The organism is Rhodosalinus halophilus, assembly GCF_003298775.1.
In the GTDB taxonomy this organism is placed as follows: Bacteria; Pseudomonadota; Alphaproteobacteria; order Rhodobacterales; family Rhodobacteraceae; genus Rhodosalinus; species Rhodosalinus halophilus.
Genome location: NZ_QNTQ01000005.1, coordinates 223,919 through 245,627 on the forward strand (window position 1 = coordinate 223,919; position 21,709 = coordinate 245,627).

Genomic DNA, 21,709 nt, shown 5'->3' on the forward strand with positions numbered 1-21,709 from the left:
CCCCGCGCGGCGTTGGACGCGCGACGCGCGGTCGCCTACCCTTGCCCGCATGGCCGATACCTCGCACCCCAGGACGCTGCCAACGGCGCCACCCGCGGCGCGCTTTCCGGTGCTGCCCGATCTGCCGGAGGGGCCCGGCGCGCCGCGGCCGGTGGGCATCGAGGTGGAATTCGGAGCCCTGCCACCCGAGCGGGCCGCCGAAATCTGCGAGGATCGCTTCGGCGGAGACCTCCGGCAGGTCTCGGCGAGCGAATGGAGGCTGGAGGGCAGCCGGGTGGGCAATCTGAAGATCTACCTCGACAGCGCCTGGCGGCCGGGCGGAAGCGACAGGGCCGCCGAGATGGGCGTCGCCGTGGCGCGGCAGGTGGTGCCGATCGAGATCGTCACCGAGCCGCTGCCGCAGACGCGCCTGCCCGAGATCGATGCGCTGGTCGCCGAACTCGCGGCTGCTGGAGCCGAAGGCTCGCGGGCGCATCTGCTGCACGGCTTCGGGCTGCACCTCAACATCGCGCTCGCAGATCCCGAGACCGGCCGCGACCTGCTGCGCGTTGCGCGCGCCTTCGCGCTGCTCGAGGACTGGTTGCGCGCGCGCGATCCGCTCGACCTGAGCCGCCGCGTCCTGCCCTTCACCGCGCCTTTCCCCGCGGCCTTCGTCGAGGCGCTCGCAGCGCTCGCGCCCTCGGATCCGCCCGCGCGGCTTTTCGACCTGATCGACGCGCATCTGACCTCGCGCAACCACGGGCTCGATCTCATGCCGGCCTATGCCCATCTCGCGCCGGAACGGTTCGCGCGGCACGCCGCCGCCGCCGCGGGGGCAGTGGCGGCGCGGCCCGCCTACCACTTCCGCATGCCTGAAAGCCGGATCGGCGAGCCGGAGTGGAGCCTGTCCTACGACTGGCGGCGCTGGTGGCTGGTCGAGCGCGTGGCGTCGGAGAACACGCTCGCGGCGCGTGTCGCGGCGGCGCGGCAGGAAGCCGCGGCGGCCTCCCCCTTCGCCGACCGGGCGGACGAGGGCGCGCCGGTCACGCAGGCACTTGGAAGCTTCGCGGCCCTCGCGCCCCGCGGCGGACCCGGGCCGGGGGCCGCATGACCGCTTCGGTGCGCCCACGCATCGCCGTGACCACCTCGGCACGCTCGGGCTGGCGGATCTTTCCGCTGGTCGCGCTCAACATCTGGCTCGCCGGCGGCCGCGCCGTGCGCTGGGGCACCGGGCGGGCGGCAGAGCTCGACACGGTGGACGGCCTCGTGATCGGCGGCGGCGACGACATCTCGCCCGCGCTCTACGGTGGCGAGATCCGCGCCGAGGTGCGGCTCGACCCGGCGCGCGACGCCCTCGAGCGGCGCCTCGCGGAGGAGGCGCTCGAGCGGGGAATCCCCGTGCTGGGGATCTGCCGCGGCGCACAGATGCTCAACGTGGCTCTGGGCGGCACGCTGCACGCGGATGCCTACGCCGCCTATCCCGGTTCGCACCGTTACAAGACGATCCTGCCGCGCCGCCGGGTGCGGGCCTGCGCCGGCACGATGCTGGCGAGGCTCGCGGGCCGCGAAGAGATGTGGGTGAACGCGCTGCACACGCAGGCGGTCGATCGCCTCGGCGCGGGCCTGCGGATCGCCGCGACGGATTCCGGCGGCATGGTGCAGGCCATCGAGCGCCCCGCACCGCCCTTCGCGCTGGGCGTGCAGTGGCATCCGGAGCACCTCTTCTACAAGCGCCAGCAGCGTCAGATCTTCGCTGCGCTGACCGAGGCGGCTTCGCATCGCGCCCTCGGCGCCCCGGCGACCGCCTGACGGCGCGCGGCGCCGCACTCACATCATTTCCTGCGGCAGAAAGGGGATCGGCCGGCCGAAGCGGCGCGGCGCCTTGCGCGGAAAGGGCAGGAGAAAGCCGCGCCGCTCGTCCGGGCGGCTTGCGGCATTGTCCTCGGCCAGCCGCGCCCAGGCTTCGGGCGCGGCCTGTGGATCGAACAGCTCCGGCCCGGCATCCTCTGGAAGCCAGTGGCGCATCAGACGCTCCTGCAGGAACGCCGCCTGGTCGGGTGCCTCGAGCGCGACCCCGGCTTCCGTATCCCAGCGGTGCGAGCGCCCGTTGAGGTTGGCCGAGGAAACGACCGCCGTGCGCCCGTCGAAGACCGACACCTTCGCGTGAACATAGACGATCGGCGCGTCGTGGATCACGGCGCGCGTGCCATCAGGTGGCCGCGCGCGTGGCTGCGCCGGCGAGACGAAGGTCGCGCGCGCGCCAAAGGCCGTCTTGACCCTCTCGACGCAGCGCGCCTGGAGATGTTCGCCGAAGCGCACGGATAGCCCCGTGTCGCCGAGAAAGGCGGCGGGCTCCGGCGCGGCCGGCAGCACCACGATCAGCCGGAGCCCGGGCGCCTCGCGGGCCCGCCGCGCGAGCGCGCTCGCAAAGCGAAGATCCCGCAGGAACTGCGACTCGAAGTATACGAGTTGCTGTGCGCCCTCCACTTCGGCGAGCGTGCGGTCGTAGATCTCACGGGCCACGGGCTTCGGCCCGAGGCGAAGCCGCGCCGGGCCGCGCCGGCGGCGCGCGAGGGTGCGCAGCAGGCCGGGGCGCGGCGCAGGCGTCCGACGTCCGTCGAGCTCCTCGAGAAACCTGTCGAGATGGGCCTCGGCCGAGGCCGCCACGGGCCCGGACAGGCTCAGCGCCACGTCGTGCCATGTCTGCCCCGCGGACTGGTAGTGCCCCAGCCCGTCGGCACGCCTGTCGTCGAGGTCGAGCCCGCCGATGAAGAGCCGTTCGCCGTCTGCCACGGCGAGCTTCTGGTGATGGGTGCAGGGCCGGAGCGGCGGAAGCGCCGAGCGGCGGCGCCGCAGCCGTCCTTCGCGGGTTTCGGTGACCCACCCGCGAAGCGCCACCGCATCGGTGAGCCATTCCGCGCGCTCCGCCCGCGTCAGCGCGTTGAGGTGCCGCGCCGTGCGGGCGAGGTAGCGGCGCGCGAGCGGCGCGAAGACGACGCGGAAGACCGGCCCCACCTCGGCGGGGTGCATCGCCACCCGGATCTCGAGCTCTTGCGCCACGCCGGCGCGTTCCGCCGCCTCCTGGAACAGGCGCGCGCTCTTGTGCGCGCGCCGGTGCAGATCCGGCGCGGCGACCGGATCGAAGTCGCTCAGCACGAGGCGCACCTGCACGCCGCGCGCGAGCGTGTCGATCACGAGCCCGCACCAGTCGTCGAAACGCGATCGCGCCTCCGCCGACTGCAGCTGCGTCGTCGGATCGAAGATGCGAAAGCCGGCCACGATCCGCCGCTCGGCGGAAAGAAACATCTGCTCGAGACAGGGAAAGGCCTCTTCCGCCGTCAGCATCACACGCAGATCGTCGTAGCCGCCGGGCGCGGCCGGCGCCGGCACGCCGCCCGGCCGGCCGCGGCGGTCTTGCGCACGGTTCGGAGTGTCCTGCATGTGCCGTCGTCTCCCGCCTCGTTCGTCCGTGGCACGTGGAGGCAAGACCCCGGCGGCGGTGCAGGTTCCTTTCAGCGCGGCGACGGACTTTCAGCTCCCGGCGATCCAGTCCTCGAGTCGCTCGATCGCCTGCGCGCCGATGGATTGCAGCCGGTCGGCCTGCGCCGCGTAGGGACAGGGGCCGTCGAGCCGATCCGCCATGTCGGCCATGCGGAAGCAATCGGGCGCATCCAGCGCGCCCAGCTCGTCCCAGGTCACCGGCACGGCCACGGGCGCGCCGGGACGCGCCCGCATCGAATAGGGCGCGATCGCGGTGGCGCCGCGCTCGTTCCGCAGCCAGTCGATGAAGATGCGGCCCTTGCGCTTCTGCTTCGACATGGTGGCGGTGAAGCGCTCCGGCTCGCGGTCCGCGAGCGCGCGGGCGAAGGTCTCGGCAAAGCCCTTGACCCTGTCCCAGCCGGAGATGCGGCGCAGCGCCATCCAGACGTGGATGCCCTTGCCGCCGGTGACGAGCGCGCCGCAGTCGAGCTCCATCGCGTCCAGGTGGTCGCGGATGTCGAAGGCCGCCTGACGCACATCCCGCCATTCCACCCCTTCGTCGGGATCGAGATCGAAGACCATGCGGTCTGGCCGCTCCAGCCGGTCGGTGCGGGCGTTCCAGATGTGAAACTCGATCGTGCCCATCTGCGTCGCCGCGATCAGCGCCGCGGTATCGTCGGCGGTGAGATATTCCGCGGTTCCGCCGTCCTTCTCCTCGATCTCGACACGGTCCAGCGCCTCCGGAAAGCCCTTGCGCCCGTGCTTCTGATAGAAGCAGTCGCCGTCGATCCCGTCCGGGCAGCGCACCAGGGACACGGGGTGATCCGCGATCAGCGGCGCCATGCGCGGGCCCACGCGCTCGTAGTGTCGCGCGATGTCCAGCTTGGTGCAGCCCGCTTCGGGAAACATCTCGCGGCCGGGATGCGTGATCGCGATCCCGGCGACGGTGGCTTCCTCGGTCATCTCTTCCACCTCCGCCGGGGTTTCGTCCTGCACCTCGCGCGCCGACTTGTCGCGGCGTTCGCCCAGAAAGCTCGCGTGGCGAACGTAGCCGTCGGCGGTGAACTCGGTGAAGGCCACCTCTGCCACGACGTCGGGCGTGACCCAGCAGGCGTCGCGGCGGACCTGCTTCGGCACATCCGCGAAGGGCGAAGTCTTGCGCCCGCGGAACTTGCGTGACAGCCGCTCGAGGTCGTCCTCGGAAAAGCCGGTTCCGACCCGCCCGCGATAGATCAGCTCGCCATCGCGGTAGGCCCCGAGCAGCAGCGAGGCGAAGGGCCGCTCCGCCTTGTCCGAGGGTGCGTAGCCGCCGACGACGAATTCCTGCTGTTTCGCGCATTTGACCTTCAGCCAGCTTCTGGTGCGCGTGCCGCGATAGGGGGCGTCGGCCTTCTTGGAGATGATGCCTTCCGCGCCTTCCCGGCAGGCGGCCCTGTGCGCCTCGGGCCCGTGCCCCTCGACATGCTGGGTCATGCGGACCGCGCCGGCCGTGGCGGGGATGCCCGAGAAGAGGCCGGACAGACGCTCGCGCCGCTCCGAGAGAGGATGGTCCGTCAGATCCTCGCCGTCGAGCGAAAGCAGATCGAAGGCGTAGTAGACGAGCGCCCCGCCCTCGGAGAGCGCGCGCTGCAGCGAGGAGAAGGGCGAGCCCTCGATCTCCGCCGCCATCACCTCGCCGTCGATCAGCGCCGAGTCGCAGTCGAGCGGGTCGAAGGCGCCCTCGAGCGCGGCGAAGGTGTCGGTCCAGTCCTTGCCGGACCGGCTGAAGATCCGCGTGCCGCCCTTTCCGATCGAGACCAGCGCCCGGTAGCCGTCGAACTTCGTCTCGTGCCACCAGTCGTCGCCCTCGGGGGCCGCATCCACCAGCGTGGCGAGCTGCGGCTTGCGAAAGGCCGGGGCCGCGTGGCTGCGGACGGGCGGATCGTCCGCGGGCGGGTCCCCCTTCGCGATTCCCTCCATGCTGCGGCCCGTGCGCACCGAGGTCTTGTTGTTCTCGACCAGCGTGTCGGGATTGCCGGTGTAATTGTCCCTTTCCTTGATGAGCAGCCAGTTCTCGCGCTTGTCGTCGCTTCGCATGTGGACGAGCACCCACTTGCCCTTCATGCGCTCGCCGTGGAGCTCCATCTTGAGCTCGCCCTTGTCGAGCCCCTCCTCCACGTCGCAGCGCGGCTCCCAGGTGCCCTCGTCCCAGAGCATGACGGTGCCCGCGCCGTATTCGCCCTCGGGGATGGTGCCCTCGAACTCGGCGTAGGAGAGAGGATGGTCCTCGGTGCGGACGGCGAGCCGCTTTTGCGAGGGGTCGCGGCTCGGCCCCTTGGTCACCGCCCAGCTCAGGAGCGCGCCGTCCCACTCGATGCGGAAGTCGTAGTGCAGGGTGGAGGCGTCGTGCTTCTGCACGACGAAGCGGAGGCCGTCACCGTCGGAGGCGGCCGCATGCCCCTCGGGCTCGGCGGTGCGATCGAAGTCGCGGCGCGCGTTGTACTCGGAGAGGCGATCGCCGGAGCTCATCACGATGCCTTCCGCCGCTTGCCGGAGCGCTTCGGCGACCTGCCGGACGAGGCGGACTTCGACCCCGTCCCGCGGCTTTTGTCCTTCTCCAGGCTCTCCTTGAGCGCGCCCATCAGGTCCACGACGTTCTCTCCCTCGCGTCTGCCACCGCTTTCGCCGCGCTCGACGCGCGGGGTCTTGCCGCTCTTGCGTTTCGTCTCGATCAGATCCTTCAGCGCCTCGGCATAGCGGTCCTCGTAGGCGGAGGCGTCGAAGGCGGCCGTCTTGCGGTCGATCAGCGTGGTGGCGAGATCGAGCAGCTCCTCGTCGGCCTTCTCGTCCTCGACAGAGGCGAAGAACGGCTCGGCCTCGCGGATCTCGTCGGGGTAATGCAGCGTCTCGAGCAGCAGACCGTCGCCGCAGGGTCTGAGCGCGGTCAGGTATTCCCGCCCGCGCATCGCGACCTGACCCAGTCCTGCCTTGCCGGATTGGCGCAGCGCGTCGCGCAGGACGCGATAGGACTCCTCGGCCAGATCGTCGGCGGGAACCAGGTAATAGGGCCTGTCGAAATAGATCGGCGGGATCTCGCAGGAATCGACGAATTGCACCAGCTCGAGCGTCTTCTTCGTCTCGAGCTTGATCGCCTCGACCTCCTCGGGCTCGATCAGCATGTAGTCCCCCTCGCCCGTGTCGTAGCCCTTCACGATGTCCCCGGCCTCGACGGGGCCGATTCCGGGGACGGTTCTTTCATAGCGCACGGGCTTGCCCGAGGGGGCATGAATCTGCCGGAAGGCGGGGCGCGCGCCTCTCGACTGCGCCGAGTAGAGCTCGACCGGGATCGACACGAGCGACAGCCGAAGCTGCCCTTTCCAGACCGGGCGGGGCGCCATGCTGCCTCCGTCGTTGCCTATGGCCCAAGCGGCGACGGCACCGGATGGTTCCCCCGGAGGCGGAACCGACGCGCGCGATGCGCCGTTCTACGGACAAGTCAGGAGGAGGGCGATGGCCCGAGCCGACACCCTGCCACCGATGCCGGAGACCGACGCCATGGCGCCCGAGCGTGCGCGCGAACTGGAGCGGCTGGCGCGGCTCGCCCACACGCTCGACGCGCGCTGGCGCATTCCGGTCGTGGGCGTGCGCGTGGGCCTCGACGGGCTCGTCGGGCTGATCCCGGGCGTGGGCGACACGCTGGCCGCGCTGCCCTCGGCCTATGTGATCCTGCGCGGATGGCAACTCGGCGCGCGCAGGCGCGTGCTCGCGCGAATGGTGGGCAACACCGGCATCGACTACCTGATCGGCACCGTGCCGCTGGTGGGCGATCTCTTCGACATCGGCTTCAAGGGCAACCTGCGCAACATCCGGCTGCTGCGCGACGAACTCGGCGCTCGTGCGGAGGCCACAGATTGAGCGGAGACCAGAACGACGAACCGCCGCGTGAGGGTCCGCATGCCGACGCCGCGCACCTGCGCGAAGAGACGCCGCCGGCCGAAGCGCCGCCCGAATCCGGCCGCGGGCGCGAGGCGCGCTGGCCGCACCGCATCCCGCTGAAGGGCTGGCGCGACATCCTGTGGCGCATCGGCGCCCGCATCGGGCGAGATTACGTCTCGCTGATGGCCGCCGGCGTGGCCTTCTTCGCGCTCGTCGCGCTCTTTCCGGCGATCGCGGCGGTGGCGGCGCTTGCGGCGATGTTCTTCGAGCCGGGCCTCGTCGCCGACCAGATCGAGGCCCTGCGCACCATCGCGCCCGCCGCCGCGGTCGACGTGGTCGAAAGCCAGGCGACGACGATCACCGGCCGCGCCGAGGGCAGCCTCGGCCTTGCCGCGCTGGTCAGCCTCGCGATCTCGCTCTTCTCGGCCTCGCGCGGGGTGAACAACCTGATCGACGGCATCAACATGGCCCACGCCGAGGAAGAGACGCGCGGGATCATCAAACGCAACCTCGTGGCCGTCGCGATCACCCTCGTGCTGGTGGTGCTCGCTCTGGTCGCGCTGGGGGTGACGCTCGCCCTGCCAGCGCTCGCCGCGGCGCTGCCGGGCAGCGGCTGGGCCGAGGCCCTGGCGAGCTGGGCGCGCTGGCCCGTCATGGCGCTCTTCGCGATGGTCTCGCTGGCGCTCGTCTATCGCTACGCGCCGGCGCGCACGCCACCCCGCTGGAGCTGGGCCTCCCCCGGCGCGGTGGTGGCCACCGCCCTGTGGGTCGCGGGCTCCGTGCTCTTCTCGCTCTACGTGCGTAATTTCGGCGCCTACAATCCGACCTACGGCGCGCTCGCCGGCGTGGTGATCCTGCTGCTGTGGATGTGGCTGTCGAGCTTCGTTGTGCTTCTGGGCGCGCAGCTCAACGCCGAGATGGAGCACCAGACGCGCCGCGACACCACGCGCAAGCCGGTCCGCCCGATGGGCGAACGCGGCGCCTACATGGCCGACACGCTCGGGCGGAAGCCGTGAGGCGCGGCTGCGCCCTCCGGCGCCACGGAACAATCCCGAGCGCGAAGGGTTCTCACCCTGCCGCCCGCACGCTGCGCGGCAGCGCCGACATCCAACGCTCCGGAGGGACGGGCATGGGAGAGCATTTCACCCGTGGCGAGACGACTGCCGGCCGCGCCGCGCCGGGGGCGCAGGGCGGACCTGTCGTCATGCTGCACGGGCTGCTCGAAAGCCCCGCACTGTGGGAGCCGCTCTCCGAGGCGCTCGATCTCGGCGAGCATTACGCGCCCCCCCTGCCCGGTCATCGCGGCGATGCGGCCCGTCTGCCGCAGGCCTTGCCGCTTCTGGGCAGCGAGGTCGCGCTCGCCCGTCACATGGCCGACGAGATCGAGACCCGCACCGGCGGCCGCCGGGTGCGGCTGATCGGTCATTCGCTGGGCGGCTATCTGGCGCTTCTGATCGCGCGCGAGCGGCCCGAACTCGTCGAGCGCGTGATGGTCGTAGGGGCGATCCATGCCGGCGATTGCGGCAAGCGGCCGAGTCTGCGCACGCGGGTCGTCACGGGGATGCCCCTGCTGGGACCGGTTTCGGCGCAGGTGCTGATGCGGCGCTGGCTCGCGGATGCGGACCGCTTCGCGGCCTGGATGACCTCCTCGCTCGCGCCCGGCGAGCGGCTGCGCAAGGTGCCCGCAGCGATGCGGACCGAACTGGCGACGGGCAGCCCCCGCACGATCCAGGCGCTGGCGGCCTGGGCGCGCGGCCAGAGCGCGCTGGACAGCTTCCGGTCCATCGAGCGGCCGGTCACCGTGGTGATCTGTGCGCGCGACCCTGTCGTCGCCTTCGCGCATCAGATGGCGCTCGCCCGAGAACTGCCCGCGGCGGTGGCCCGCATCGCCGACACCGGGCATCTGCCGATGCTCACCGCGCCGCGCCGTTTCGCGATGACCGTCCGCGCCTGGCTCGACGATGCCGCGGCCCCGACCGAGGGCTGCGCGACACGCGCGCCGGCCGAGGTCTGAGGAGCGCCATGCCGGAGACGCCGGACAAGACCGAGACGGGCACGACGCCCGGCCGCCGGGCGCTGCCGTGGCTGCTGGCGGGGATTCTCGCGCTTCTGCTGGGCTGGGCGCTTCGCGCGACGACCGTCGTCGCGGTGCCAATCGTCTCCGCGCTCTTCCTGGCCGCTGCGCTGGCACCGCTCGAACGCATCATCTCCGGGCACTTGCCACGGCCGCTCGCCTGGCTGGGACGCGCAGCGGTGATCCTCGTCCTGCTGGTTGTGCTGGCGGCCTTCTTCGCGGGGCTCCTCTACAGCGCCCGTCAGGTGAGCCAGGAGATCCCGACGCTGGCCGACAACCTCGCGGCGTATCTGCCCGAGGATGCCGCGGCGATGCGCATGCTGGAGGAAAGCATCGGACGCGCGCCGGAGACCGCCTCCGGCGCGGCATCCGATTCCCCCGAGGCACGGCAGGACCAGCAGGCCCGGAACGCCCCCGCCCGCGCCACGGACGACGAGGACGCGGGGCAGCTGCAGGAAATGAGCGCCACGGCCCGAGACCTTGTCAACGAGTTCGGCTCGATGGCCGGCAGCTGGATGGTGAATGCCGCCTCCGGCCTCGCGGCGACGATCGCGGGCATGGTGGGCACCTTCGTCGCGGCGACGGTGATCATCGTCTTCATGGTCCTGCTGGTGCTGAGCGAGTCGTCGCTCTGGACGCAGAAACTCGGCGCGATCTGGCCGGGGCGCGGGCAGGAAGAGTGGCGGGCGACCTTCGACGCCCTGTCGCGCAAGCTGCGGGGTTTCCTGCTGATGCGCGCGGCGATGGGGGCGCTCTCGGCAGCGCTCTACGCAGGCTGGCTGATGCTTTTCGGGGTCGATCTGCTCGTCGTCTGGGCGATGCTGACCTTCCTGCTCAGCTTCATTCCGAACCTCGGCTCGGTGATCTCGGGCGTGCTGCCGGCGCTCTACATTCTCGCCACCGGCGATCTCGGCACCGCGCTGCTGGTGGGGACGGGGCTGTTCGTGATCGAACAGGTGATCGGAAACTTCGTCGATCCGCGGCTGCAGGGCCGGCAGATCGCGATTTCACCGCTCGTCGTGCTCGTGGCGATCCTTGTCTGGGGCTGGATCTGGGGGATCGCGGGCGCCCTTCTGGCGGTGCCGATGACGACGGCACTCATGGTGGGCTTCGCGCATGTTCCTGCCCTGCGCCCCATCGCCCTCTTGCTGTCGGACCAGCCGGACGAAGACCGCCTGATGGAGGCCATGGCGCGGTGAGCCGGTGCGGCCGGGGTGCCGCGCCGGCGCCTTGTGGATCAGATCAGCACGAAAAGCGCGCCGAGGATCACCGACCCCGCGGCGACGACCAGAAGCGCGCGGCGCCAGCTGTCCCTGTCGCGCGCCGCGACCTTCTCGGGCAGCACCCGCGGCTTTCGCTGGGCACCTGCGTCGCCAGGCCCCGCGCGCAGGTCGGCCGGATCGCGGCGCGCCGGATCGACCGGGTTGCCGTCGCCGTCGCGTTCCACCGGCTGTCCGGCATAGCGGCCCGTCGGGTTGCCGGCCTCTGCATCCGGTTCGATCGCCGCCGCGGCGGGCTCTTCCTTGCGCCGGCGGCGATGCATCTGCACGATCTCTTCGCGTGTCATCGGCGCGCGGGCCTCCTGCGCGGGATCGATCTCCGCCCCGGGCGTTGCCGGGTCTGTTCGGTCGTCGGACATGGCGCGCCTCCTTCCTCTGCGCAGGTCGTCGCGGTGGCCGGTCCGGCCGATGAGAGAACGCGCCAGCCCCGCCGCGGTTTCCGCGGCGCACGGACCGCCCCGCGCCCGGAACATCCGCCATGCCCGTGGATTGAGAGTCCGACACCGTTTTTCCAAAGGACCAGGAGGAGACACCTTCATGCCAGACTTCGTGCTTCGCCGCCCCAAAAGCGCGGCGGCGCTCGTCGCGCTCTTCGCGGCCGCGCAGCCGCTCGCCGCGCAGCAATCCGTGCAGGGCACGGCGCCGGGCGCCGACTACGACACGCCGGCCGGCTTTCAGGAGATGGTCGCCGACAAGCTGCCCGCCGTTGTCGGCATCCTGTCCACGGCGCCCGCGCGTGCCGGCGGGCCGGAACGCGGACCGCGCCTGCCGCCGGGCTTCGAGGACTTCTTCGGCGCACCGATGCCGCAGCAGCCGCCAGGCCCGATGCGCGCGCAGGGCTCGGGCTTCTTCGTGTCTGCTGACGGCTACGTGGTGACGAACAACCATGTGGTGCAGGGCGCCGAGAGCGTCGAGGTCGTCCTCGCCGACGAAGAGCGGCTCGAGGCCGCGATCGTCGGCACCGACCCGGCCACGGATCTCGCGCTGCTCAAGGTCGAGACCGACGAGACGCGGCCCTTCGTCACCTGGGGCGCCTCCTCGGATCTCCAGGTGGGCGAATGGCTGGTCGCCATCGGCAATCCCTTCGGCCTCCGCGCGACGGTCACCGCGGGCATCCTCTCGGCGCGCTCGCGCGACATCCGCTCGGGGCCCTACGACGACTTCCTGCAGACCGACGCCGCGATCAACAGCGGCAACTCGGGCGGCCCGCTCTTCAACACGGAGGGCGACGTCGTCGGGGTCAACACGGCAATCTTCTCGCCATCGGGCGGGAACGTCGGGATCGGCTTCGCGATCCCCTCGCGCGTGGCGCAGTCGGTGGTGGCCGACCTGCGGGACGACGGCGAGGTGGAACGCGGCTATCTCGGGGTTCGCCTTCAGCCCGTGGACGCGAATCTCGCCGCGGCGCTCGGCCTGCCCGAAGACGCGCCCGGCGGCGCGCTGATCGCCGATGTGACAGAGGGCAGTCCTGCGGCCGAAGCCGGGCTGCGGCCAGGCGACGTCGTCACGCAGATCGCAGGCGAGCCGATCGAGGATCCGCGCGCGCTTTCCTTCGCCGTGGCCGCGCTCGAGGCGGGCAGCGAGGTCGGCGTCAGCGTGCTGCGCGAGGGCGAGCCCGAGCGGCTGGAGGTGACCATCGGCGAACAGCCGGCAGAGTTCTTCGCTGCCGCCGCTCCCCCGCAGACCCCGCAGGACGACGGCCAAGCGCGCCTCGGCGTCACCGTCGCCCCGGTGGACGGCGAGCTGCGCGCGCGGTCGAACCTGCCGGACACCGTCTCCGGCCTCTATGTCGTGTCGGTCGCGCCCGGCACCCCGGCCGCCCGCGCCGGCCTGCGCGAGGGCGACGTGATCTCGACCGCCGACGGCGAGGAGATCGAGGGCGTCGAGGCGCTGCGCGCGGCTGCGCGCGCTGCCGAAGAGTCCGAGCGGCCGCTGCTCCTGCGCGTCTTCCGCGGTGGCAGTCACAGCTTCGTCGCGGTGCGGCTCGACGACGGCGACCAGAGCTGATCGCCCGCGACCGCCACGCAAAAAGGCCCCGCCGGAGCGATCCGGCGGGGCCGCTTCATTCATGTCAGGCAGGTTTCAGCGCTGCTCGGCCATCCACTTGTCGAGTTCCTCGCGCGCCTGCTCCTTGCTCTTGCCGTAGCGCTGCTGGATCAGGCCCTCGAGCTGTTCGCGGTCGCCGGCGGCCTGCTGAACATCATCCTCGGTCAGTTCGCCCCAGCGCTCTCGGATGCGCCCGGTCATTTCCTTCCAGCGCCCCTGGATCTGGTCCCAGTTCATCACGTCCTCCTTTGGCAACGTCGTCTTGGTTTCCTGCGAAGAAAGGCGGCGCGATCGGGTGAAGTTCCGCCCTTGCAGGCAGGAACCCTGCGCCGGGCGATCCGTTGAGAGACAGACGGCGGGCGCGCCGCGCCTGCCCCCGAGTTTCGGAAGAAGGAGATCGCTGCCATGGCGACCGATGATCTGAAAGACCTCTATATCGAGCAGGTGCAGGACATGCACAGCGCCTGCAAGCAATCCGAGGACATCACCCGCAAGCTGGTCGAGGCGGCCTCCAACGATGATCTGAAGGACGCGCTCCAGCGCGGCGTCGAGGGTATCGAGCGCGGCCGCGATACCATGGCGCAGCTCGCGAAGGCCCACGGCGCAGAGGCGGACGGCCGCCACAGCAAGGCGATGGAAGGCCTCGTCGCGGAATCCGAAAAGGACGTCTTCGGCGAGCGTTTCACCGACGAGGATACGCGCGATGCGGCGATCATCGCCGAGTATCAGCGCATGGCGCACTACGCCATCGCAGGCTACGGCACGATCCGCGCCTTCGCCCAGCGGCTCAAGCTGGATTCCGATGCCGCAGCCGCGCAGGAGTGCCTGGACAAGTCCTACGACGGCGACCGCAAGTTTACCGAGATCGCGACCGGACATGTGAACCGCGACGCGGCGTGATTTCCGGTTTTCCCTCACCGTCGGCGCGGCTTGATCCCTGGGACGCGTCGGCCACCTGCCCGTGCAGCCTTTGCTGCGCGGGCCTTTTCGGTGCACTGCGCCTGGCTTCGTGTCGACCGGCACGTCAGCAGTAGGGGAAACGTCCCGCATCCGCCTGCGCAAAGACAACCGCCGCCACCTGTGGGCGGGGGGTTACTTCGGGCGGTGTCGGTATTCTGGGAAGGTGGGCGACTGCGGCGGGGACAGATGCCACAGCCGCCCGGGGACCGGCCGGGTCGAGACCCGACACAGCCCGTCAACTAATTCGAATGGCCTCGAGTTCCCGTGAGGTCAGCGAATGCCGCGGGGTGCGGCAATCTGACCCGGAATCTTCTTGCAGCTCTGGGCGGGCGCCCGTGCCGGGATGCGCGAGGGAGCGGGTTTCGGCTCTGGCGGCAACAGGCCCTCGAGCCAGCCGCCGAGCACTTCCTTCCAACCGCTCTTCGGCCGCGGGCGGGCAGGTTCAGCTTGAGGCATTGTCGACCTCCTGGGCATCGTTGGTTGACGAAAGAGAAACCCGTCCCCCGCCATCCTGGTTCCGTTCGAACGGCGAGGCCGTGACGCCCTGCGGCGCGCGCGCATTGGCCGGGATGTGCCGAAAAGGGAGGGCGGCCGCGCCGGGGACGCGACCGCCCTGGGGAGGGACAGGCACCTCTTTTCAAAGGCGCAACCGAACAACATCCAAATGCGCCTTTTGTTCCCGCGCTGGGTGGAAGCCGCCGCGACGATGCGCAGGAACGCGAGGCCGGCTCCGGATGTTGGCCGCGCGACCCCAAGGAGGCCCGATGCCGGAACGCGAGCAGGACCACCAGCGGCGGGACGCCGCCCCCTTCGATCCGCGCGAGCGCGAGGAGATCGAGAGCCGCACGCCGATCTCGCCGCCCGCCGTCTTCGAGGTGATCCGCCGCGCCGGCCGGCGCGAGACCGGCCGGCCGGCCGCCGCGCTGCTCGCGTCCGGCCTGGTGGCGGGTGTGGCGATCGGCTTCTCGCTGCTGACCGAGGCGCTGTTGCGGGCGCATCTGCCCGATACCGATTGGCGGCCGCTGGTCGACAACTTCGGCTATACCGTGGGCTTCCTGATCGTCATCAAGGGGCAGATGCAGCTCTTCACCGAGAACACCATCACCGCGGTCTGCCCCGCGCTCGAGACGCCTAACCGCGAGACGCTCGCCGGGCTGCTGCGGCTCTGGGCGCTCGTGCTTTCCGCCAATCTCGTCGGCGCCGCCGGTTTCGGCATGGCGCTCTGGCTCACGCAGGGCATGCAGCCCGAGATATGGGAAGCCGCGCGCGCTATCGCCGCGCACGGCACGGGTTTCACCGCAGGCGAGACGCTGGCGCGCGGCATCGGTGCGGGCTGGCTGATCGCGGCGCTGGTCTGGATCATGTCGACGACCGAGCGCGCGCACATGCCCCTGATCATGGCGCTGACCTATGTCATCGCGCTCGCCGGGTTCACCCATGTCGTCGCCGGCACGGTCGAGGCCGCCGTCGCGGCACTCGCTGGAGATCTCGCGCCCGGCGCGGCCGTTTTCCGCGTCTTTCTGCCGACGCTCGCAGGCAACATCCTGGGCGGCACGGTGCTCTTCACCCTGCTGACCTGGGCGCAGATCCGCGCCGAGCTCCACCGGCAGCGCACCGGCCGGGGCTGACGGGCGGCGCAGCTCACCTGTTGGGCCGAAGCGTCAGGTTCTGCGCGCCGTTGGGCATCCAGGAGGCCGGCGCCTCGGTGCTCTGCAGCCTGTCCCGGCTGGGCGGCACGCCGAATTGCGCCCGATAGGCGCGCGAGAAATGCTCGGACGAGACGAACCCCGCGGTCACGGCGACCTCGGTCACGGAAAGATCGGTCTGCTGGAGCAGCCGGTGCGCGAGATTGAGCCGCAGCTGTCGGTAGAAGCGGCTGGGCGAGACGCCGTAGACGATGCGGAAATCGCGCTCCATCTGGCGCTGCGAGATACCGAGCCGCCCGGCGAGTTCCGGCACCGAAAGGGGCTCTTCCAGGGTCTGTTCCATGATGCGCACGGCTTCGCCGATGCGGGCGTTCACCGCGCTCTCGCGCGGCAGCGGGTCCGAGGCCCGCAGGTTCCGCGCGGCGTCCGGGTGGTGATGCAACAGGTGCCGCGCCACCTGATCCGCGAGGCCGGGGCCGTCGGTGAGCGCCAGCAGATGCAGCATCAGGTCGAGATTGGCGAGCGCGCCCGCCGAGGTCGCCACGCGCCCGTCGATCTCGAAGGCAGCGTCCGTCACCTCGATGTCCGGGTGGAGTTCGCGCAGCGGCGAGGCCGCGTCCCAATGCGCCGCCGCCTTGCGCCCCGACAAAAGCCCCGCCTGCGCCAGCGCGACCGAGCCCGTCTCGATCCCGACGACCGTCGCGCCGTGCCGCGCCACCTGTCGCAGCGCGCTGGCGACGCCGGGCGCGCGGCAATGGGTCTTGGCCTCGAAGCTCGCCAGCACGAAGGTCGCGCAGTCGGGCCGCAAGGCATCGAGCCCGCCGGAGACGACATGCGCCTGACCGTCGCTGGAGATCACCTTCGGCCCGCCGGTCGACAGAAGCCGCCAGGAATAGCGATCCTCGCCGAGCAGCCAGTTGGCGAGAAAGAGCGGCTCGGTCAGCAGCATGAGCCCCAGCGACGAGAAGCGCGGCATCAGGAGGAACTGGACCTCGCGGCTCAGCGGCTTCTCGACGCGCGGCTCGCGTGTCGCGTCACGTTTCGTCATGGGCCGGACGCTACGGCGGATCGGCCTCGAAGCCCAGCAAGATCCGGCAAAGCGTCGTCGAAAATCGTCAAGCACGGGACCGCGGGCGCATGTCCGGTGTCCGCGTCCGGGCGGAAAGGGGCACACGATGCGCTTCGACGGCAAGAGGGTTCTCGTCACCGGCGGCGCCGGCGGGATCGGCGCGGCGACGGTGGCCGCCTTCCGCGACGAGGGTGCGACGGTGGCGCTCGGAACCCGGAGGGCCCAGGCCTTCGAGGGCTTCGCAGCCCGTCACGGCGCGGAGCGCGTTCACCCAGTGGTCGCCGACCTCGCCACCCCGGAGGGCTGCCGCAGCATGGTCGCCGCGGCGCTCGAGGCGCTCGGCGGCCTCGATGTGCTGGTCAACGCGGCCGGCGTCTATCTGGAAGCGGCGATCGAGGCGGTGGATGACGACCACTGGAACAGGACGCTCGCCGTCGATCTCTCGGCGCCCTTCTTCTGCACCCAGGCGGCGCTTCCCGAGCTGGGCGCGCGCGGCGGCAACGTGGTGAACGTGGCCTCCGACGCGGCGCTGATCGGTCAGCCGCTGGCCGTGCCCTACTGCGCCGCCAAGGCCGGGCTGGTGAACATGACCAGGGCCATGGCGCTGGAACTCGCCGGGTCGGTGCGGGTGAACGCGGTCTGCCCCTCCAACGTCGACACGCCGATGATCCGCGGCGCAGCCGAGGCGAGCGGCGATCCCGACGCCTATATGCGCTGGGCCGAGAGCTACGCGCCCCAGGGCCGGATGGCGCAGCCCGAGGAGGTCGCCGCCGCGATCCTCTGGCTCGCGTCCGACGAGGCCGGCTTCGTTACCGGCGCCGCGCTGCCCGTCGACGGCGCGCGCACCGCCGGAGTCACCCTGTCGCGCTGAGCCGGGCCCGGCGCAGGCGCACCGCGCCGGGATCGTCTGTCCCCCGTGGTCATCCTTCGCGCGGCGGGATGTCGAGCGCCCGCTGCACCGCGGGACGGGCGAGGAAGCGGTCGAGATAGGCGACCGTCCGCGGATGCGTCTCCCAGCCGACCATCTCCTTCGCGCCGTAGAAGTCGAGCGCGCCGAGCCAGGGCGCCAGCGCCATGTCGGCAATCGAGTAGTCGCCCGCGATCCACTCGCGCCCCTCGAGCGCGGTCTCCACCACGCCGAGCAGGCGCTTCGTCTCGCCGATGTAACGCTCGCGCGGGATCGGATCCTCGACCTCCGCGCCCTTGAACTTCACGAAGAAGCCGAGCTGGCCGAACATCGGCCCCGGCCCGCCCATCTGGAACATCAGCCACTGGATCGTCTCGTAGCGTGCCCGCGGATCGGCGGGCAGGAACTGTCCCGTCTTCTCGGCCAGATAGATCAGGATCGCCCCCGACTCGAACAGACCCACCGGCCGGCCGTCGGGCCCGTTCGGGTCGATGACGGCGGGAATCTTGTTGTTTGGATTGAGCGACAGGAACTCGGGGCTCTTCACGTCCGCATCGTCGAGCGTCACCCGGTGCGCCTCGTAGGGCAGCCCGGACTCCTCCAGAAACGTCGAGATCTTGATGCCGTTCGGGGTGGGAAAGGAATACAGTTGCAGGATCTGCGGGTTCTGCGCCGGCCAGCGCCGGGTGATCGGAAAATCGTCGAGCGATGCCATTCTGGTCTCCTGTTGCGGTAAGACGCCAACATAGACGTCACCGCGGCGGGCGAAACCGTCAGACTTGTGCGCCGGCGCCGGATCCGCCATGCGCCGGCGCGGGTATCAAGGAGGATTTGACAGGTGCAGGAACTCATGGATACGGCCGCGGGCTACGGCCCGCTGGTCTGGAACGCCGTCAAGGCGCTCGCGGTCCTGATCGTCGGCTGGATCGTCGCCGGCATCGTCAGCGGGATGGTCCGCCGGCGGGTCAACGCAACCCCGCGGATCGACAGGACGCTCGGCAATTTCGCCGCCAGCCTGGTGAAATGGGTGCTGCTGCTCGTCGTGCTGATCGCCGTGCTGGGCATCTTCGGCATTCAGGCCACCAGCCTCGTCGCCATCCTCGGCGCCGCGACGCTCGCGATCGGGCTCGCCCTGCAGGGCACGCTCTCGGACCTCGCCGCGGGCGTCATGCTGATCGTCTTCCGCCCCTACAAGGTCGGGCAGTATGTCGATATCGGCGGCACCGCCGGGACGGTGCAGAACCTCGACCTGTTCGTGACGGAACTGGTGACGCCGGACAACGTGCAGATCATCATGCCCAACGGACAGGCCTGGGGCTCGATCATCACCAACTACTCGGCGCACGACACGCGCCGGCTGGATCTGACCTTCGGCATCGACTACGGCGACGACGCCGAGCGCGCGATGGGCATCATCCTGCGGATCGCGGAGGCCGACCCGCGCGTGATGGACGATCCGCTCCCCTGGACACGGGTGGTCGGTCTCGGCGAGAGCAGCGTGGACCTGGGCGTTCGCCTGTGGTGCGCCGCGGACGATTACTGGGAGCTGAAGTTCGACATGCTCAAGCGCGTGAAGGAGGCCTTCGACGCAGAGGGCGTGACCATCCCCTATCCGCATTCGGTCGAGATTCAGAAGAGCGTGTGAGCGCCCCGCACCCCAGGCGGGCGGCTCAACCGGATTTCACCAGATCGTCCAGCGCCCGCAGCCGCCGGAGAAGCTCCGGCATCGCCTCCAGCGGCACCATGTTGGGTCCGTCGCTGGGCGCGTGGTCGGGATCGTCGTGCGCCTCGATGAAGACCGCGGCCACGCCGACGGCCACCGCCGCCCGCGCGAGCGGCGCCACGAACTCGCGCTGGCCGCCCGAACTCGTCCCCTGCCCGCCGGGCAACTGCACCGAGTGTGTGGCGTCGAAGACCACCGGATAGCCCGTGCGCGCCATGATCGGCAGCGCGCGCATGTCCGAGACGAGCATGTTATAGCCGAAGCTCGCGCCCCGCTCGCAGAGCAGGATGCGCGTGTTCCCGGTGCTGGCGACCTTCTCGGCCACGTTCGCCATGTCCCAGGGCGCGAGGAACTGCCCCTTCTTGATGTTGATGGCGGCCCCGGTGCGGCCGGCGGCAAGCAGCAGATCGGTCTGCCGGCAGAGGAATGCCGGGATCTGCAGCACGTCCACGACCTCGGCGACCGGCGCGCAATGGTCCGGCGCATGCACGTCGGTGAGCACGGGAACGCCGATCTCGGCCCGCACGGCGGCGAGGATTTCCAGCCCTTCCTCCATGCCTATGCCGCGCTTGCCGGCCAGGGACGAGCGGTTGGCCTTGTCGTAACTCGCCTTGAAGATGAAGCGCGTGCCCGCCAGCTCGGCCGCCCTGGCCAGCCGCTCGGCCAGCATCAGCGCGTGATCGCGCGATTCGAGCTGACAGGGTCCGGCGATCAGCGCGAAGGGACGGTCCTGCGCGATCTCGATGTCGCCTACCGTGACGGTCGTCATGCGATCCCTTCCTCGGCGAGCGCGGCCTCGATACGGGTCACGTCCACCGGATTGTTGAGTTCCCAGAAGGCGCGGCCGCGCGCTTCGACCTCGATGCAGTGCACCGCCGTCCCGTTTTCGAGAAAGCGCAGCTGTTCGAGGCCCTCGGCCCGCTCCAGCGGCCCTTCCGCCCAGCCGGCATAGGCCGTGAGCGCTGCAGGGCGGTAGGCGTAGACGCCGACATGATGCCACACCGGCGGGGGCGCGCCGGGATCGCCGACATGCGGCAGCACCTCCTTGGAAAAGTAGAGCGCCCGCCCGTCCCCGCGAAAGACCGCCGTGGTCCCCCCCACACGGCCCGCGCGCCGATCTTCAAGAAGCTGTGTCAGCGCCTCGTGCGAGCAGCGCAGGACAGGGGTGGCCATCTGCACGGAGGCGTCGCTCTCCATGGCCTCGATCAAGGCCTCGACGAACCAGGGCGGCGTGAGCGGCGCGTCGCCCTGAAGGTTCACGATCACGTCCGGGACGGGATCCATCCGGGCCAGCGCCTCGGCGCAGCGCTCGGTTCCGTTGCGCGCGAAGGCGGATGTCATCACGACCGAGGCGCCGAAGCCGCGCGCCGCCTCGGCGATGCGGTCGTCGTCGGTGGCGACATGCACCTCGGCCACGCCGCGCACGGCCTGCGCCGCCTCCCAGCTGCGGCGGATCAGCGGCTTGGCGCCGCCCGTCGCGCCGCGCAGCGGCACGAGCGGCTTGCCGGGATAGCGCGTCGAGGCGTAGCGCGCCGGGATGACGATGGCCACGCGCATCAGGCCGCGCCCACCCGGAGCGCGTCGTGGATATGGATGAGGCCGAGCAGCTCGCCCGCGTCGTCGACGGCGAAGAGCGCGCTGATCTTGTTCTCGTTCATGATGCCGATGGCCTCGGTCACGAGCGCGTCTGGCCGGATCGTGCGGGGCGAACGCGTCGCGACCTCGCCCGCGCGCCGATCCATCAGACCGTCGAGGTTGCGGCGCAGGTCGCCGTCGGTGATGACGCCGGCCAGCCGCCCCTCTGCGAGCACCGCCGCGACGCCGAAGCCCTTTTGGCTCATCACGACGAGCGTCTCGCCCATCGGCGTTTCGGGCGCGACGACCGGCAGCTCGTCGCCGGTATGCATCACCGCCGAGACCTGCAGAAGCTGCGCGCCCAGGGTGCCGCCCGGATGGAAGGCGAGAAAGTCGGCCCGGTCGAATCCGCGTTGCCGCATCAGCGCCACCGCCAGCGCGTCCCCCAGCGCCATGGTGAGCGTGGTCGATGTGGTGGGCGCCATCCCGATCGCGCAGGCCTCGGGCGCGTCGGGCAGGGTCAGAACATGCGTTGCGGCGCGCGCCAGCGAACTCTCCGGCTTGCGGGTGATCGCGATCAGCGGGATGCCGAAGCGCTTGGTATGCGCGATCATGTCGGCGAGCTCGCGCGTCTCCCCGGAGTTCGAGATCAGGATCACCGCGTCCGAGCGAGTGATCATCCCCAGATCGCCGTGACTCGCTTCGGCCGGATGCACGGACTGCGCCGGCGTGCCGGTCGAGGCGAGCGTCGCCGCGATCTTGCCGGCCACATGGCCGGACTTGCCGATGCCAGAAACCACGATGCGGCCCGGCACCCCGATGAGCAGCGACGCGACCGCGTCGAAGCTCGCAGGCAGCTCGTCGATGAGCCGGGCGAGCGCCGCCTGTTCGGTGGCGAGCACCTCGCGGGCGATCTCGGAAGCGGAGGGTTGGCGGGGCGTGTCGGGCGCGGTCATCTCGGGGCTCGCATCGGCTGGCCCCTCATACCCCGAGCGCGGCCGCTGTCCAACCCGGCCCTCGCGTCCCTGCGGCCCAGGTCGGAGCGCGCCGCGTGC

General features: G+C 70.8%; 21 protein-coding genes. 11 read left to right on the top strand and 10 right to left on the bottom strand.

Going from position 1 to position 21,709, the window contains the following annotated elements:
* Positions 1 to 49: 49 nt before the first annotated feature.
* Both DRV85_RS06335 and DRV85_RS06340 read left to right on the top strand, forming a co-directional pair.
* Entirely contained in the window at positions 50 to 1,090 is a 1,041-nt protein-coding gene (locus tag DRV85_RS06335) for an amidoligase family protein (protein ID WP_113288599.1), read from the top strand.
* Positions 1,087 to 1,788 carry a gamma-glutamyl-gamma-aminobutyrate hydrolase family protein gene (locus DRV85_RS06340; RefSeq protein WP_113288600.1) on the top strand — a complete coding sequence of 234 codons (702 nt, stop codon included), beginning with the start codon at positions 1,087 to 1,089 and terminating at the stop codon, positions 1,786 to 1,788. The genes DRV85_RS06335 and DRV85_RS06340 overlap by 4 nt, the downstream gene beginning before the upstream one ends.
* Positions 1,789 to 1,806: 18 nt before the next feature.
* Here DRV85_RS06340 and DRV85_RS06345 read toward each other — a convergent pair whose 3' ends face one another.
* The 3 genes from DRV85_RS06345 to ku all read right to left on the bottom strand — a co-directional run bounded on the left by DRV85_RS06345 (position 1,807) and on the right by ku (position 6,836).
* On the bottom strand, positions 1,807 to 3,420 hold the full coding sequence (locus DRV85_RS06345) for a phospholipase D family protein (RefSeq protein ID WP_113288601.1): 1,614 nt from the start codon (positions 3,418 to 3,420) through the stop codon (positions 1,807 to 1,809).
* Positions 3,421 to 3,510: 90 nt separating this feature from the next.
* Positions 3,511 to 5,967: a DNA ligase D gene (ligD, locus tag DRV85_RS06350; protein WP_113288602.1), complete on the bottom strand. Its 2,457-nt coding sequence runs from the start codon at positions 5,965 to 5,967 to the stop codon at positions 3,511 to 3,513.
* On the bottom strand, positions 5,967 to 6,836 hold the full coding sequence (gene ku / locus DRV85_RS06355) for a non-homologous end joining protein Ku (RefSeq protein WP_113288603.1): 870 nt from the start codon (positions 6,834 to 6,836) through the stop codon (positions 5,967 to 5,969). The genes ligD and ku overlap by 1 nt, the downstream gene beginning before the upstream one ends.
* A gap of 112 nt (positions 6,837 to 6,948) precedes the next feature.
* Between ku and DRV85_RS06360 the strand changes: the two genes are divergently transcribed.
* From DRV85_RS06360 to DRV85_RS06375, 4 genes are all read left to right on the top strand, one after another.
* The gene (locus DRV85_RS06360; protein ID WP_233495415.1) at positions 6,949 to 7,353 is read left to right on the top strand and encodes a DUF4112 domain-containing protein; all 405 of its coding nucleotides are present in this window, start codon (positions 6,949 to 6,951) and stop codon (positions 7,351 to 7,353) included.
* Positions 7,350 to 8,390 carry a YihY/virulence factor BrkB family protein gene (locus DRV85_RS06365; RefSeq protein WP_199525831.1) on the top strand — a complete coding sequence of 347 codons (1,041 nt, stop codon included), beginning with the start codon at positions 7,350 to 7,352 and terminating at the stop codon, positions 8,388 to 8,390. Before DRV85_RS06360 ends, DRV85_RS06365 begins: the two co-directional genes overlap by 4 nt.
* 113 nt (positions 8,391 to 8,503) lie before the next feature.
* The gene (locus DRV85_RS06370) at positions 8,504 to 9,388 is read left to right on the top strand and encodes an alpha/beta fold hydrolase (RefSeq protein WP_113288604.1); all 885 of its coding nucleotides are present in this window, start codon (positions 8,504 to 8,506) and stop codon (positions 9,386 to 9,388) included.
* An 8-nt stretch (positions 9,389 to 9,396) separates the two neighbouring features.
* Complete coding sequence (locus DRV85_RS06375; RefSeq protein ID WP_113288605.1) at positions 9,397 to 10,647, top strand: AI-2E family transporter; 1,251 nt, start codon at positions 9,397 to 9,399, stop codon at positions 10,645 to 10,647.
* A 38-nt stretch (positions 10,648 to 10,685) separates the two neighbouring features.
* On the opposite strand, the gene DRV85_RS06380 is transcribed toward DRV85_RS06375, so the two are convergent.
* Entirely contained in the window at positions 10,686 to 11,087 is a 402-nt protein-coding gene (locus DRV85_RS06380; protein ID WP_233495416.1) for a hypothetical protein, read from the bottom strand.
* A gap of 178 nt (positions 11,088 to 11,265) precedes the next feature.
* Between DRV85_RS06380 and DRV85_RS06385 the strand changes: the two genes are divergently transcribed.
* On the top strand, positions 11,266 to 12,735 hold the full coding sequence (locus DRV85_RS06385) for a Do family serine endopeptidase (RefSeq protein ID WP_113288606.1): 1,470 nt from the start codon (positions 11,266 to 11,268) through the stop codon (positions 12,733 to 12,735).
* A 75-nt stretch (positions 12,736 to 12,810) separates the two neighbouring features.
* On the opposite strand, the gene DRV85_RS06390 is transcribed toward DRV85_RS06385, so the two are convergent.
* A complete protein-coding gene (locus DRV85_RS06390) occupies positions 12,811 to 13,011 on the bottom strand; it encodes a CsbD family protein (protein ID WP_113288607.1) in 201 nt (66 codons plus the stop codon).
* A 168-nt stretch (positions 13,012 to 13,179) separates the two neighbouring features.
* On the opposite strand from DRV85_RS06390, the gene DRV85_RS06395 reads away from it, so the two are divergent.
* Positions 13,180 to 13,674 (top strand): YciE/YciF ferroxidase family protein, encoded by a 495-nt coding sequence (locus DRV85_RS06395; RefSeq protein ID WP_113288608.1) that lies wholly within the window; start codon positions 13,180 to 13,182, stop codon positions 13,672 to 13,674.
* A gap of 824 nt (positions 13,675 to 14,498) precedes the next feature.
* Positions 14,499 to 15,362: a formate/nitrite transporter family protein gene (locus tag DRV85_RS19140; RefSeq protein ID WP_158540114.1), complete on the top strand. Its 864-nt coding sequence runs from the start codon at positions 14,499 to 14,501 to the stop codon at positions 15,360 to 15,362.
* Positions 15,363 to 15,375: 13 nt separating this feature from the next.
* Here the strand turns inward: DRV85_RS19140 and DRV85_RS06405 are convergent, their stop codons facing one another.
* Positions 15,376 to 16,428 carry a GlxA family transcriptional regulator gene (locus DRV85_RS06405; RefSeq protein ID WP_113288610.1) on the bottom strand — a complete coding sequence of 351 codons (1,053 nt, stop codon included), beginning with the start codon at positions 16,426 to 16,428 and terminating at the stop codon, positions 15,376 to 15,378.
* Positions 16,429 to 16,555: 127 nt separating this feature from the next.
* Between DRV85_RS06405 and DRV85_RS06410 the strand changes: the two genes are divergently transcribed.
* Positions 16,556 to 17,320: an SDR family NAD(P)-dependent oxidoreductase gene (locus tag DRV85_RS06410; protein WP_113288611.1), complete on the top strand. Its 765-nt coding sequence runs from the start codon at positions 16,556 to 16,558 to the stop codon at positions 17,318 to 17,320.
* Between the two features lie 49 nt (positions 17,321 to 17,369).
* Here the strand turns inward: DRV85_RS06410 and DRV85_RS06415 are convergent, their stop codons facing one another.
* Positions 17,370 to 18,071, bottom strand: a complete 702-nt coding sequence (locus DRV85_RS06415) for a glutathione S-transferase family protein (RefSeq protein ID WP_113288612.1) — start codon at positions 18,069 to 18,071, stop codon at positions 17,370 to 17,372.
* A gap of 135 nt (positions 18,072 to 18,206) precedes the next feature.
* Between DRV85_RS06415 and DRV85_RS06420 the strand changes: the two genes are divergently transcribed.
* Entirely contained in the window at positions 18,207 to 19,001 is a 795-nt protein-coding gene (locus DRV85_RS06420) for a mechanosensitive ion channel family protein (RefSeq protein ID WP_420820910.1), read from the top strand.
* A gap of 25 nt (positions 19,002 to 19,026) precedes the next feature.
* Here the strand turns inward: DRV85_RS06420 and kdsA are convergent, their stop codons facing one another.
* Genes kdsA through DRV85_RS06435 form a run of 3 tightly spaced genes read right to left on the bottom strand, consistent with a single transcriptional unit; the run spans position 19,027 to position 21,610 of the window.
* Positions 19,027 to 19,848 carry a 3-deoxy-8-phosphooctulonate synthase gene (gene kdsA, locus DRV85_RS06425; protein WP_113288614.1) on the bottom strand — a complete coding sequence of 274 codons (822 nt, stop codon included), beginning with the start codon at positions 19,846 to 19,848 and terminating at the stop codon, positions 19,027 to 19,029.
* Positions 19,845 to 20,636, bottom strand: coding sequence for a 3-deoxy-manno-octulosonate cytidylyltransferase (locus DRV85_RS06430; protein WP_113288615.1), 792 nt, complete (start codon positions 20,634 to 20,636; stop codon positions 19,845 to 19,847). Before DRV85_RS06430 ends, kdsA begins: the two co-directional genes overlap by 4 nt.
* Entirely contained in the window at positions 20,636 to 21,610 is a 975-nt protein-coding gene (locus DRV85_RS06435) for a KpsF/GutQ family sugar-phosphate isomerase (RefSeq protein WP_113288616.1), read from the bottom strand. The genes DRV85_RS06430 and DRV85_RS06435 overlap by 1 nt, the downstream gene beginning before the upstream one ends.
* Positions 21,611 to 21,709: the final 99 nt, after the last annotated feature.

Bases quoted from the DNA above. Each gene is read 5' to 3' on its own strand.
- DRV85_RS06420 (WP_420820910.1), top strand. From the start codon at position 18,207: ATGGATACGGCCGCGGGCTACGGCCCGCTGGTCTGGAACGCCGTCAAG.
- DRV85_RS06345 (WP_113288601.1), bottom strand. From the start codon at position 3,420: ATGCAGGACACTCCGAACCGTGCGCAAGACCGCCGCGGCCGGCCGGGC.
- DRV85_RS19140 (WP_158540114.1), top strand. From the start codon at position 14,499: ATGCCGGAACGCGAGCAGGACCACCAGCGGCGGGACGCCGCCCCCTTC.
- DRV85_RS06430 (WP_113288615.1), bottom strand. From the start codon at position 20,636: ATGCGCGTGGCCATCGTCATCCCGGCGCGCTACGCCTCGACGCGCTAT.
- ligD (WP_113288602.1), bottom strand. From the start codon at position 5,967: ATGAGCTCCGGCGATCGCCTCTCCGAGTACAACGCGCGCCGCGACTTC.
- DRV85_RS06340 (WP_113288600.1), top strand. From the start codon at position 1,087: ATGACCGCTTCGGTGCGCCCACGCATCGCCGTGACCACCTCGGCACGC.
- DRV85_RS06335 (WP_113288599.1), top strand. From the start codon at position 50: ATGGCCGATACCTCGCACCCCAGGACGCTGCCAACGGCGCCACCCGCG.
- DRV85_RS06370 (WP_113288604.1), top strand. From the start codon at position 8,504: ATGGGAGAGCATTTCACCCGTGGCGAGACGACTGCCGGCCGCGCCGCG.
- DRV85_RS06405 (WP_113288610.1), bottom strand. From the start codon at position 16,428: ATGACGAAACGTGACGCGACACGCGAGCCGCGCGTCGAGAAGCCGCTG.
- DRV85_RS06410 (WP_113288611.1), top strand. From the start codon at position 16,556: ATGCGCTTCGACGGCAAGAGGGTTCTCGTCACCGGCGGCGCCGGCGGG.
- DRV85_RS06375 (WP_113288605.1), top strand. From the start codon at position 9,397: ATGCCGGAGACGCCGGACAAGACCGAGACGGGCACGACGCCCGGCCGC.
- DRV85_RS06360 (WP_233495415.1), top strand. From the start codon at position 6,949: ATGGCCCGAGCCGACACCCTGCCACCGATGCCGGAGACCGACGCCATG.
- ku (WP_113288603.1), bottom strand. From the start codon at position 6,836: ATGGCGCCCCGCCCGGTCTGGAAAGGGCAGCTTCGGCTGTCGCTCGTG.
- DRV85_RS06390 (WP_113288607.1), bottom strand. From the start codon at position 13,011: ATGAACTGGGACCAGATCCAGGGGCGCTGGAAGGAAATGACCGGGCGC.
- DRV85_RS06395 (WP_113288608.1), top strand. From the start codon at position 13,180: ATGGCGACCGATGATCTGAAAGACCTCTATATCGAGCAGGTGCAGGAC.
- DRV85_RS06385 (WP_113288606.1), top strand. From the start codon at position 11,266: ATGCCAGACTTCGTGCTTCGCCGCCCCAAAAGCGCGGCGGCGCTCGTC.
- DRV85_RS06415 (WP_113288612.1), bottom strand. From the start codon at position 18,071: ATGGCATCGCTCGACGATTTTCCGATCACCCGGCGCTGGCCGGCGCAG.
- DRV85_RS06380 (WP_233495416.1), bottom strand. From the start codon at position 11,087: ATGTCCGACGACCGAACAGACCCGGCAACGCCCGGGGCGGAGATCGAT.
- DRV85_RS06435 (WP_113288616.1), bottom strand. From the start codon at position 21,610: ATGACCGCGCCCGACACGCCCCGCCAACCCTCCGCTTCCGAGATCGCC.
- kdsA (WP_113288614.1), bottom strand. From the start codon at position 19,848: ATGACGACCGTCACGGTAGGCGACATCGAGATCGCGCAGGACCGTCCC.